At 40.3% G+C, this 11,637-nt stretch carries 11 protein-coding genes; 6 read left to right on the top strand and 5 right to left on the bottom strand.

From position 1 onward, the window contains the following. The first annotated feature begins 458 nt into the window (after nt 1–458). Both ACE1B6_RS02315 and ACE1B6_RS02310 read left to right on the top strand, forming a co-directional pair. Nucleotides 459–1,334: a DUF928 domain-containing protein gene (locus tag ACE1B6_RS02315; RefSeq protein ID WP_413255611.1), complete on the top strand. Its 876-nt coding sequence runs from the start codon at nt 459–461 to the stop codon at nt 1,332–1,334. 39 nt (nt 1,335–1,373) lie between these two features. Continuing rightward, complete coding sequence (locus ACE1B6_RS02310) at nt 1,374–3,614, top strand: CHASE2 domain-containing protein (protein WP_413255610.1); 2,241 nt, start codon at nt 1,374–1,376, stop codon at nt 3,612–3,614. Between the two features lie 77 nt (nt 3,615–3,691). On the opposite strand, the gene ACE1B6_RS02305 is transcribed toward ACE1B6_RS02310, so the two are convergent. Further along, nucleotides 3,692–4,471 (bottom strand): alpha/beta hydrolase, encoded by a 780-nt coding sequence (locus ACE1B6_RS02305; protein WP_413255609.1) that lies wholly within the window; start codon nt 4,469–4,471, stop codon nt 3,692–3,694. Nucleotides 4,472–4,598: 127 nt separating this feature from the next. Here ACE1B6_RS02305 and ACE1B6_RS02300 point away from each other — a divergent pair, with 127 nt between their 5' ends. Both ACE1B6_RS02300 and ACE1B6_RS02295 read left to right on the top strand, forming a co-directional pair. Then, nucleotides 4,599–5,948: a protein kinase domain-containing protein gene (locus tag ACE1B6_RS02300; protein ID WP_413255608.1), complete on the top strand. Its 1,350-nt coding sequence runs from the start codon at nt 4,599–4,601 to the stop codon at nt 5,946–5,948. Between the two features lie 91 nt (nt 5,949–6,039). Then, nucleotides 6,040–6,216 (top strand): DUF433 domain-containing protein, encoded by a 177-nt coding sequence (locus tag ACE1B6_RS02295; protein WP_413255607.1) that lies wholly within the window; start codon nt 6,040–6,042, stop codon nt 6,214–6,216. 239 nt (nt 6,217–6,455) lie between these two features. Here the strand turns inward: ACE1B6_RS02295 and ACE1B6_RS02290 are convergent, their stop codons facing one another. From ACE1B6_RS02290 to ACE1B6_RS02275, 4 genes are all read right to left on the bottom strand, one after another. Continuing rightward, a complete protein-coding gene (locus tag ACE1B6_RS02290) occupies nt 6,456–6,797 on the bottom strand; it encodes an RpnC/YadD family protein (RefSeq protein WP_413255606.1) in 342 nt (113 codons plus the stop codon). 14 nt (nt 6,798–6,811) lie between these two features. Continuing rightward, complete coding sequence (locus tag ACE1B6_RS02285; RefSeq protein WP_413255605.1) at nt 6,812–7,042, bottom strand: hypothetical protein; 231 nt, start codon at nt 7,040–7,042, stop codon at nt 6,812–6,814. 5 nt (nt 7,043–7,047) lie between these two features. Continuing rightward, nucleotides 7,048–8,385, bottom strand: coding sequence for a TIGR03279 family radical SAM protein (locus ACE1B6_RS02280; protein ID WP_413255604.1), 1,338 nt, complete (start codon nt 8,383–8,385; stop codon nt 7,048–7,050). 92 nt (nt 8,386–8,477) lie between these two features. Further along, a complete protein-coding gene (locus ACE1B6_RS02275; protein WP_413255603.1) occupies nt 8,478–9,440 on the bottom strand; it encodes an undecaprenyl-diphosphate phosphatase in 963 nt (320 codons plus the stop codon). Nucleotides 9,441–9,777: 337 nt separating this feature from the next. On the opposite strand from ACE1B6_RS02275, the gene ACE1B6_RS02270 reads away from it, so the two are divergent. Together ACE1B6_RS02270 and ACE1B6_RS02265 are read left to right on the top strand one after the other, a co-directional pair. Further along, the gene (locus ACE1B6_RS02270; protein ID WP_413255602.1) at nt 9,778–10,476 is read left to right on the top strand and encodes a DUF3120 domain-containing protein; all 699 of its coding nucleotides are present in this window, start codon (nt 9,778–9,780) and stop codon (nt 10,474–10,476) included. A gap of 116 nt (nt 10,477–10,592) precedes the next feature. After that, nucleotides 10,593–11,582: an FHA domain-containing protein gene (locus tag ACE1B6_RS02265; RefSeq protein WP_413255601.1), complete on the top strand. Its 990-nt coding sequence runs from the start codon at nt 10,593–10,595 to the stop codon at nt 11,580–11,582. Nucleotides 11,583–11,637 lie beyond the last annotated feature (55 nt).

The raw sequence follows: 11,637 nt of genomic DNA, 5'->3' as shown, positions 1-11,637 counted from the left end.
GAGATACCGTTAGTAAGCTGTTACGCATTTAAAAGTTATATTGTAGGGTGCGTCAGATATAGATATTTTCCTTTCTATATCAGGCTTTACCGTCTGACGCACCCTACTCGTTAATAAGTGATTTAAATGCGTAACAGCTTAGTGTCGAACAAAAATGTTGCTGGTTAGGTTTGGAACCGATCCTGTTGGCGGCTTGGAAACAGGCGACTAAAAAAGAAACTAACTTGCGAGTAGAGGGACGAGTTCCTTCTTCCTTTGGAAGTTTTCCAGAGTCAGAGCGAGTCGCCACAAAAGTTCTCATTGCTGATGCTAAGAATCTGGATGTTGTACCATTTTGGGAGAGCCAGATAGAGGCATCACAGCACTTTGAACCCCCGTCCCTTTAGGGCTGGGGTGGTTTCAGTTAGTTGACATAATAAAGGTATGCACCTTTATTCGGAGCAGTAGTAAATTAGGTCATGAATTGGATTAAGTATCCGTTTGCAACTGTTGCAGTAGCCTTATGCCTAGAACTATATATCACACCTGGATTGAGTACAGAAAAACAAGGCATTAATTGGGAAGTTTCTCAATTCCAACCGCGAGATGTAGGAACGCCACCTTCTACAGGAAGTGGGGGAGTGCGCTTTCGACCTCGACCTGGTACACAAGCACCTCAGTCCACAGAAAGTGGTGGAGAGCAATTTTTGCTTCGACCCGGTACGGAAGCACCGTCGTCTACAGGAAATATTTTACCCAACAATAGGATCAGAATCAGAGGTTGGACGCGGCGCAGCGGTTCTTGCGTGTCACCCACGGAAAAGCATTTAACTACTTTTACACCGAAAGATTACGTAGGATTGACGGTATCGGAGTATCCCACATTTTTTGGCTATGTTCCTCAATCTACTGCCCAGAGTGGGGAATTTATCTTGATGAATCAAAGCAGTCAGGTGATTTACCGAACCAGTTTCCCGATTCCCACTCAACCCGGTATAGTTAGTATTACTCTCCCGGCTAAAGAATTACCACCTTTGGAAATGGGCAAGAGTTATCAGTGGTACTTAGTGTTAGTGTGCAATCCTAACGATCGGAGTGAAAATGAAATTAGCGATCGTGGTTGGATACAAAGAACCCAACTAAGTCAAGCTGCGGCAAATCAAATTGAAACAGGGAAATCATCTACTCTGCCAAATATTTATGCAGCTGATGGAATATGGTATGAAGCTTTAGCTAGTTTAGTAGCTCTGCGCCGCGAACAACCTAATAACTCACAGTTGATTAAGGATTGGGAAGAATTGTTAAATTCAGCCGGATTGGAACCTTTTATCCCAGAACCTTTACCTGAGAATTGAATAACATCCGATTTAAGCAAGCGAAGTTGTAAACATTTTATGCGATCGAAGCTGAAAAAGCTGATTTGGGAATGGCGTGGATTATTAATTACAGCCCCCAGTATTGCAGGGTTAGTAATTATCTCGCGTGCAGCTGGGTTATTAGTCCCATTTGAGTTGGCAGCTTACGATCAATTCTTTCGTTTGCGTCCGTTAGAACCGATTGATTCCCGGATTGTGATTGTCGGAATGACTGAATCTGATATTCAAAAAATTGGTCGAGCAACTTTATCAGATGAACTGTTAGCGGAACTAATTGAAAAACTGAAACAACAACAACCGACAGCTATTGGTTTGGATATCTTTCGAGATTTACCAGAAGGAACAGGTGCTCAAAAACTAGCAAAAGTTTTTCAGTCTACACCAAATTTGATTGGGATTAGGAAAGTTGTTGGTAATGGTAATGATGCGCCGATTAACCCACCACCAGTGTTAAATAAACTGGGTCAAGTTAGTGCGAGTGACCTACCATTAGATGCTGACAATAAGATTCGGCGCTACTTTCTCTATTTGCAAACTAAAGATAGCAAAATTATCACCAGTTTTGGGTTGAGATTGGCGGAAATTTATCTAAAAAAATTAGGTATTGTTGCTAAACCGTCAGCAGTCAATCCTAATTATTTGCAGTTAGGTAAAGCGGTATTTATTCGCTTTCAGGAAAATGATGGTGGTTATGTCCGTACCAATGCCCAAGGTTATCAAATATTATTGAACTACAAAGGGCCAGCAAACAGTTTTAAAACTGTATCGGTGACAGATGTTTTAGATAACAAAATTCCTCCAGACTCGATCAAAAAACGTATTGTTTTGATTGGTTCAACTGCACAAAGCAAGAAAGATTTTTTCTTTACTCCTTATAGTAATACGCTAATTGGTATTCCTGATGAAACTTCCGGTGTAGAAATTCATGCAAATGTCATCAGCCAAATTTTAAGTGCAGCACTTGAAGGGCGACCTTTGATTCAAAGTTGGGCTGAACCTTTAGAATTTTTGTGGATTTTTGCTTGGTCGGTGGTAGGTGCTGCGGTGAGTTGGAAATGGAGATATGCTGGTGGGGTGGCTAACTTTTCGTTTCCTTCTGTTGTTGGTATTTTGTTAGCTGGGGGAAGTTTGTTTGCCATCTGTTATTTGGCTTTTTTAAGTGGATGGTGGATTCCCTTTGTCCCACCTGCTTTAGCTATAGCTGGTTCTGCGATCGCTATTATCAGTTACATTGCCTACAGTGCCGGAGGTATTCGTCAAGTTTTTAGTCGTTACCTTACTGATGAAGTTGTTGCTACTTTGCTAGAGACACCAGAAGGTTTGAAGCTAGGAGGTGAAAGGCGAAAAATTACCATTTTGCTCTCTGATTTAAGAGGCTTTTCTGCTGTATCGGAAAGGTTGCCACCAGAAAAAGTTGTGGAGATGCTAAACATCTATTTGGCACCGATGACTGATGTAATTGCGAAGTATCAGGGAATAATTGATGACTTAATTGGTGATGCAGTTTTAGTTTTGTTTGGTTCGTTAACTCAGAGAGTAGATGATGCGGAAAGGGCGATCGCTTGTGCTGTTGCTATGCAGCAAGCAATGATTTCTGTGAACGAACAATTAGAAAGGGTAGGTTTGCCCAAGATTCAAATGGGAATTGGGATCAATACGGGTGAAGTGGTAGTCGGAAATATTGGTTCCCAAAAACACGCTAAGTATACAGTAATTGGCAGTCCGATTAATCTAGCTTCTCGGATTGAATCTTATACAGTAGGTGGCGAAATTCTCATTTCTGAAGCAACCTTAAAAGATGTAGGAGATATTGTTCAAATTCATAAATCTATGGAGGTACAACCTAAAGGTTTTGATGAAGCGATCGCCATTCATGAAGTTAACGGAATTGCAGGTAGGTACAATTTATTCTTATCTAGAGAAGAAGAAATTCTCATTTCGGTGCAAGAAGAAATTCCTATTGAATTTAGGTTAATTCAAGGAAAGCGTATTGACGATCGACTATTAACAGGAAGTTTAGTAAAACTTTCGGTTAACGGTGGGGAAGTGCGATCGCAATATTTGGTAGAACCATTGAATAATATCAAAATTAAACTTTTAATCCCAACTGAAACAGGTGAAAAGTTAGGCGATTTATATGCTAAAGTGACTGGAATCTTAACGGATGGTACAGCAGGATTTTACATCCGTTTTACTGTGGTTCCACCCGATATGGCGACGATGTTTTCTCGGATGATTACTGATGCTTCAGGGCGCTAAAGTGCTATAACGTACAAAGCTGATTAAGTCTAGTTTTGTACCATAGTTTTCCCCCTGAAGTTCTACTTTTATAACTTTTAAAACCAGCCAGTTCCCACAGTTGGTTCTAATAACCAAGTTAGCATTTCTGGTAAACGTTTTTGCCAAGCAGTTTCGTGATGAATATCACCTTCAGCAAGCACAAAACATAATTCCTGTTCGCTGTACCCTAACTTTTTCAAATGTTGATAAAAATATTCGGTAATCGGAACGAAATCTAGTTCAGTGCCATAATAATTGTATTGTTCTGCACTCCCAACGTGCAAGAGAATTTTTGACCAAAACCGAGTATGTCTATCCCAGTAGCGAAACATGAAATCTCCACCAAACATTAAAGCGGGAGAAATACCCCCAATGCGTCCAAAAATTTGTGGGTAAGTTTTGCCTAAATATAAAGCAAATAATCCGCCCATACTTGAGCCTAAAATTGCTGTATTCTGGGGATCTGTGAGGGTGCGATATTGGCGATCGATATAAGGTTTTAAACTATTTACTAAAAACTCCGATGTTAAATGTCCCCTTCCATCTTGCCAAGGAGAGTATTCTTCCATCCGGTTGGGTAAGTGATCTATCCCAACAATAATCCAAGGGTGGATAGTCCCTTGAGATACTAACTCTTCTAGGGTAATATTGGCACACCAAGTATCATAAACTGCTGATTCCGGGTGGGAAAAGATATTTTGCCCATCCAACATATAAAGCACTGGAAACCGCCTGTGGGGTTGTTCTTGGTAAATTTCAGGGGTAAAGATGCGGAGGATACGATTTGTTTGTTCGGGAAATGAGTAAAAGTCACGGATAATTTGAATGTCGCCCATTGTTTTGTTAGTTGGTTAGGTTTGAATGATAAAAGTTATTTTTTGTTGGGAAATAGCGATCGCGTCAAAGTTATAGTTGTAGCATAGATTTGGAAGCTAGTGAACAAAACCGAACCTGTGAATGCCAATGATACAGGAACTTCTGAATAACCGCTATCTTTTGCTACAAAAATTGGGTAGTGGCGGCTTTGGTGATACTTTTTTAGCAGAAGATACCAATATGCCATCGAAACGGCGTTGTGTAATTAAGCAGCTGAAACCTATTGAAAATAGACCCGAAATTTATCAGTTAGTCAAAGAAAGATTTGCCAGAGAAGCCGTAGTTTTAGAAGAATTGGGTGATGGTAATCAACAGATTCCTAAATTATACGCTTACTTTACCATTGATGAGCAATTTTATTTAGTTCAAGAGTGGATTGCCGGAGAAACTTTAGGTAAAAAACTCCAAACAGAAGGTGTTCAGAGCGAAAGTTTCGTGCGGGAATTCATGCTAGATATTTTACCTGTTTTAGATTATGTTCATAGCAAAAAGATGGTGCATCGAGATATTAAACCGGATAATATTATGCTCAGGGAAACTGACAGTAAACCTGTTTTAATTGATTTTGGTGCAGTGAAAGAAACGATGGGAACTATCATCAATTCTCATGGTACTACTACCAGTTCTATTGTGATTGGAACTAGCGGTTTTATGCCTGCTGAACAAGCGGCAGGTAGACCTGTTTATGCTAGTGATTTATATAGTTTAGGGATGACAGCAATTTATTTGTTAACCTGTCGAAGTCCGAGAATTTTGGATATAGATCATCAAACAGGAGAAATTTTATGGCAGAAATATGCTATCAATATTAGTCCTAGTTTAGTAGCAGTTTTAAATAAGGCTGTTCAGTCTCATTGGCGCGATCGCTACCAAACCGCCAAAGAAATGTTAGCAGCATTACAATTAGATACTACTATTATACCTTCAACTGTAACTTTATTAGCAACTAATTATTCAAAAAAAACAGATGAAACGCTGGCACAAAATACTGCACCCTTAGAGCAAATAAACCAAAAAAACTTACTGATTATCGGTAGCATGATTATTATGACTTTAGTTAGTATACCGATAATTTATAAAGCATTTTTCAACCCAACTCCCCAACCAAATTTAAAACAAAGTATAGCGGTTACTCCGAAAATAAACTTTCCCGAAAATTACGATTTTACTTGGCTTTCCCAAAGACAAGTTACTGATGCAGATTTATTTGATAAAAACGCTTTAGAATTAGATGTATTGCGAAATTCCGTTTTTGCCCGTTATGGCAGAAGGTTTAGAAATCAGGTTTTACAAGAATATTTTAGTAGTCAATCTTGGTATCGTCCGATTTATTCACCGGAAAGTTTTCCCGATGATTTATTAACACCTTTAGAACAAAAGAATGTAGCGTATATTTTAGAATATCAAGAACGGAATGGTTTAAGATGGGTGAAGTAGAGAAAAAGTTGAGGTGTTTAATATGCAAAATTTTATGATAGAATTTATCTGGGATTTGGAAATTTTTAAGCGATCGATTTGAGGTAATTTCATGGAAATTGAAAAAGTTTTGAATGAACGAAATATTATTCACGCAGATCCAGAAATAATGAGTGGGGTTCCAGTTTTTGTAGGTAGTCGTGTCCCATTACAAACTTTATTTGACTACCTGGAAGAAGAGGATGGATTGGAAGAGTTCATCGGTGATTTTCCCTATCTCAAACATTAGGCTATTCAGGTATTGCAAATTGCTACTAAAATGATGATTCAAATATCGAGAGATACAAATGCTTATACTGCTAGATGAAAATCTTTTGAGTAAGAAATTCAAACAGCCACTATGATAGCAACTATTCCGGCTGGAGTTGCTGTCAAGATAGACGATGGGGGAATAGTTGTTCAAATTAGCCCTTAGTGGGGTTTATTGGCGATCGATCTCACCTCTAACCCTATCACTTACTAACAAATTTATCTATAAATTTGCCGCAACTCATCAAGAGTATTTAAGGTTTTAATTCCTTGAACAATTGCTTCTAAAGTCGCTACATCTTCTATTTGTTCAATTTCTGGCATTAGCTGTAAACCTTCCGTGCCAAATTTCAATTCTAAACCCAAAGCAATAGCGGATAGTTTACCTTGTAGTAAAGCTTGTTCTCTACCTTGTTGTAAACCTTGTTGCAAACCTTGTTCCACACCTTTTTGTAAAATTTCTTGATACCAAGGAGATTCACGTAAAACTGCCATATCCCACCTCATAATTTGCTGAACTAAGGGAGTTTCTAAGACAAAGGTAGCAAAAAATGCCAGCAAAGATTCTAAATCATTTAACTGTCGATCGGTTCGTAAAACCTGTAAAGCTTGTCGGACTTTCGATTCGTTACCCAGTTATAGTGAGTTTTAATTAACTCTGGTTGGACTCGCTGAAAAACTAGTTGACAACGCTCACTGATTCCCGCTAATTCAGCTTTCCATTCCGCTTTTTCTTCCTCTGACCATTGAATTTCAGGGAAAATTCTTCCTCGTTTCACTATGCGATCGCATTTAGTTTCTGTCATAACTTTTAATCCTGATTATTCACACAACCCTCAATCAAACCCTCAATTCCACTAACCGGAAAAATCCTCACACCCAACTTCTCAGCAACTTCCTCAACAGTCCGATCGTCCAAAAACTTAGTATCCCCATGTTTCAACATCAAAGATGGCAATAAAATCCCATCTCCCAAATCTTTACCTTGTAAATTCAACAGCAAATCTTCCCCAGTCAATAACCCAGTAACACTAATTTTTTGTCCCCAATATCCACTAGGAAAAGCCGCCATTTCTACTGTCAAACCTTTAACTTTGTTCAATGTTTCTAAAATTGGTTGAAAAGCTTTTTCAACTGCATTTCCCACTACCCAAGTAAACTTTCTTTCGGGCGAAACACTGGCAGGTAAAATCTTCGCTGCTTCCTCAAATTTTCTTAAAAATAATCGAATTGAACCGACTCCATTATCAATTTGTGGGTAATCTTCATAGTGTGATTCTGGAGGTAAATCTTCACCCGCAATCAAAAACCATTCATCGGCTAACCAAATACAATTTTTACCCTTCTTTTTCCCTAATTCGCCTTGCAGTTTTTGGACTTGGGAAATTACTTCTTTGGCTTTTTCTGGAGTAACTGGAATTAATTCATCTTCTTCAGGACGAAAGCGAGTTAAACCAACTGGAACAACTGCGATCGATGCAACTGCGGGAACTGCGCCTTTGTGAAATTTGGCTAAATCTCTTAATGTGGTTTCTAAGTGAATTCCGTCATTAATTCCCGGACAAACTACTACTTGGGCGTGAATTTGTAAACGGCGTTTTTGAAACCATTTAATCTGTTCTAAAATTTGTTCAGCACGTTGATTTTTTAAGAGGCGAATTCTGATTTCTGGTTCAGTTGCGTGAACGGAAACATAAAGCGGGGAAAGCCGCATTTGTTCGATTCTGTTCCATTCTTTTTGGGTGAGATTAGTTAAAGTTAAGTAAGAACCATAGAGGAAACTTAAACGATAATCGTCATCTTTTAAATATAAAGATTCTCTTTTTCCTGGTGGTTGTTGGTCGATGAAACAGAAGGGACAACGGTTATTACATTGAATTAAACCGTCAAATAATGCGGTTTCAAATTCTAAACCTAATTCTTCGTCGTAATCTTTTTCTATTTCTACTTTATGGGTTTTGCCTTTCGCGTCTAAAACTTCTAATTCTAAAACTTCATCGGCGCATAAGAATTTGTAGTCGATGAGATCGCGAGGTTTAGTACCGTTAATTGCAACTAAACGATCGCCAACCTCAAACCCAATCTCCGCCGCGATCGAATCAGGTAAAACCTTCGTAATTAAAGCCGGACGAACCGAAATTTCACTCATTGGTTACTAGTCATTAGTCATTGGTCACTAGCCATTAGTCATTGGTCAAACGTCCAAATGACTAATGACAGATGACAAATGACTAACAACTATTAGCTATTTTGCAACACTCCAGCAAAAAGTGCCGCTAAAATTACTACGCCAAAGATTAACCGATACCAAATAAACACCCAAGTACTTTGAGTTTGCAGGAATTTTAGCAACCAAGCGATCGCTAAATAAGAAAAAATTCCCGCAGAAATTACCCCAGCAATTAAAGGCAATATTCCCGCATCTCCCACACCCTCAGATAAAATCCCTTTTAATTCCACCAAACCAGCTAAAGTAATCGCCGGAATTCCTAACAAAAAGGAAAACCTTGCTGCTGTCGCCCTTTCTAAACCCATGAATAAACCAGCAGTTAAAGTGGAACCAGAACGAGAAACTCCGGGAATTAAAGCTAATGCTTGCCCTAAACCCATCAAAATTCCATCTTTTACCCCCAATTTGTCAAATTTTCGTTTCCGAGTCCCGATCGTTTCCGCTATTCCTAATAATATTGACATGACGATTGAAGCAATAGCGATCGCCCCCACACTCCGCAACGGAGAATTATCAAAATCAGGAATAAAGATTTTAATCAATAACCCAAAGAACACGATCGGGATCGTCCCAAAAGCAATTCCCAATGCTAATTTAAACTCTTGAGCATCGTAGTCTTTAGTTGCGATCGCTGCGATCGAACCCATCGTTATATTTTTCAAATCCCCCCAAAAGTACCACAACACCGCCGCAATACTACCCAACTGAATCACCGCCGTAAAAGCAACACCTGGATCGCCCCACCCCAAAGTAACTGGTACAACTTTTAAATGCGCCGTACTACTGATCGGTAAAAATTCCGTCGCCCCTTGCACAAATCCTAAAACGATCGCCTGAAACACATTTACCTGACTAGTCGTACTCGCTGGTGTCGCCACCGCTGACTGAGAAAGTGCTTTTAAAGGTAAGGCAAGAAGAACACTAAAAATTCCTATACCCAAAAACTTCCGCCATTGGCGTTGTGATAAACCCATATCTACGCTGTTAACTCCCAATCTGACCACCAAGCATAGCCTATCGAAAAAAATAAACTCCAATTTTAAAGTTTCGATGTGAATAAGGAAAGGAGACTGGGGACTGGGGACTGGGGACTGGGGACTGGGGAAGTTTTGAGTTTTGAGTTCAAGAGTCCCCTTGTCCCCCCTGCCCCCCTGCCCCCCTGCCCCCCTGCCCCCCTGCCCCTCTGCCCCCCTGCCCCCCTGCCTTCTACCACATTTCCGAAAAACTAAGCTAATATAGAAATACCCCCAGGGGGGATATTTATTGTGATACCTTAAATAAGGTAAACTTAAGTAACAAAAATTAAAAATCTTGCTAAACAATACTTTGTCTGCTTACACATCTTGTCGGGCCACTGATTGGTGGCGAATCGGTTCTAAAAAAGCCTGGTTAGTCTTCCTGGCAGCATCATTCCTGGTTTCGGTGCCAGTGTTCATCCAAGCGCCTCTAGTGCGGCTCTTGCCCTTGCTGAGCTTGTTATTAACCTTGGGTTGGGTCGGTTTAAGTTTTCTGTTACTGAAAAAGCCAAAAACCCAAGTTTGGGGAGATTTGCTCTTAGGGTTTAGCTGGAGTTGGTTAGCCGGGTCAATTTATTGGGGTTGGCTGCGTTGGGAACCGTTGATTCATCTGCCAGTGGAAGCGATCGGACTACCCTTCGCTTTATGGTGTCTGCGACAAGGTTGGGGCAAAGTTGGTAGCTGGTTTTATTTGGGTTCCTTATTTGGCACAGCCGTTACGGATGCGTATTTTTATTTAGTAGATTTAATTCCTGCTTGGCGGCAACTAATGCAAGTGGAGCCAGAATTAGCAATACAGATCTTGCAAGATGCGACAACTCATGTTACTACAGCTTGGGGAATTTCTTGGGCGATCGTACTCTTAAACATTCTCTTGGGCGTGGGGACTTTACCGTGGCGCTCAGGACAGTTACACTGGTGGGCGTTTAGTGGAGCAGTTTTGAGTACTATCTTGGTAGATGGCCTATTTTGGTTAGTTGCCTCGACTGCCTAAATCAAACCATTAGCTTGACAAAAGTGTTACTTACACCTGTCACGCGAGTTCAGGCAGTTAAATTAGTATAAATATTAGAGACTCTGACTACCTCCACGTCGCTTCTCTAAAATCCGGTGACGTTGCAACCTACATCCGTTCCTTACCTGTTACTAAAAACCGAGTCTGGGAATCGATACTTACCATTAGTAGGCAGTCATTGCTGGACTATTGGTAGAAGCGATGACAATAACTTTGTCATCCCAGATCGCTGGATTTCCCGTAACCATGCCATGTTACAGTGCATGGAAACAGGGGAATTTTATTTGATTGATTTAGGAAGCCGTAATGGATCTTTTGTCAATGGGCGCAGAGTTAGCGTTCCCGTAACCCTGCGAAATGGCGATCGCCTTACCTTCGGTCAAACTGAATTAGACTTTTTTACTCCCAGTAATGATAACTCTCCACAGCCCAGTAACACTAACTCCGACGAGTTAACTGCTACCTCAGCTTTGCACGTTCGCCGCTTAATCTCGGTCATGGTAGTCGATATCCGCGACTTTACCGTTTTAACTCGGCAATTAGATGAGAAGCTACTTTCAGAATTGATTGGCACTTGGTTTCGTCATTGTGGGAGTATTATCCGTGACTACGGCAGTTGGGTGGATAAGTACATCGGTGATGCAGTAATGGCTGTTTGGTTTCATAGTGGACGCACTATTACTAACGATGAAGTCAGTAAAATTTGTCAGGCACTTAGTGACCTGTACAAAATGACACAGGAATTGGATCGGGAATATGTTTTACCATTTCCGCTGCGAATTGGGGCGGGAATTAATACTGGTTATGCAATGGTGGGTAATACGGGCAGCGGCGATCGACCAGATTACACCGCTTTAGGAGATACTGTTAATGCAGCATTCCGCTTGGAATCTTCCACCAAGCAGCTGCACATGGATGTAGCTTTAGGTGAAACTACTTATAAATATCTGTTACCTTTAGGTGTTGAGGACGCTGGTTTTAAGCAACAAGTAGTGCATCTCAAAGGCTACGACACCCCAACCGTTACTTATGCAGGCACTTTTGCTGACTTGGATCGGTTTTTGGCAATCCAAACAAAAACTTAGTAAGACAAGTTAATAAAGACGGTACGATAAGACCGATAATATCTTTTGATGGAAG

It is taken from the genome of Floridaenema fluviatile BLCC-F154 (genome assembly GCF_041929135.1).
GTDB classification, from domain to species: Bacteria; Cyanobacteriota; Cyanobacteriia; order Cyanobacteriales; family Aerosakkonemataceae; genus Floridanema; species Floridanema fluviatile.
This window is presented reverse-complemented; position numbering and strand designations above follow the sequence as displayed.

What these genes read in the sequence shown, in the direction of transcription:
- ACE1B6_RS02285 (WP_413255605.1), bottom strand. Translation starts at nt 7,042, where the DNA reads ATGACAGAAACTAAATGCGATCGCATAGTGAAACGAGGAAGAATTTTC.
- ACE1B6_RS02315 (WP_413255611.1), top strand. Translation starts at nt 459, where the DNA reads ATGAATTGGATTAAGTATCCGTTTGCAACTGTTGCAGTAGCCTTATGC.
- ACE1B6_RS02300 (WP_413255608.1), top strand. Translation starts at nt 4,599, where the DNA reads ATGATACAGGAACTTCTGAATAACCGCTATCTTTTGCTACAAAAATTG.
- ACE1B6_RS02295 (WP_413255607.1), top strand. Translation starts at nt 6,040, where the DNA reads ATGGAAATTGAAAAAGTTTTGAATGAACGAAATATTATTCACGCAGAT.
- ACE1B6_RS02275 (WP_413255603.1), bottom strand. Translation starts at nt 9,440, where the DNA reads ATGGGTTTATCACAACGCCAATGGCGGAAGTTTTTGGGTATAGGAATT.
- ACE1B6_RS02305 (WP_413255609.1), bottom strand. Translation starts at nt 4,471, where the DNA reads ATGGGCGACATTCAAATTATCCGTGACTTTTACTCATTTCCCGAACAA.
- ACE1B6_RS02280 (WP_413255604.1), bottom strand. Translation starts at nt 8,385, where the DNA reads ATGAGTGAAATTTCGGTTCGTCCGGCTTTAATTACGAAGGTTTTACCT.
- ACE1B6_RS02310 (WP_413255610.1), top strand. Translation starts at nt 1,374, where the DNA reads ATGCGATCGAAGCTGAAAAAGCTGATTTGGGAATGGCGTGGATTATTA.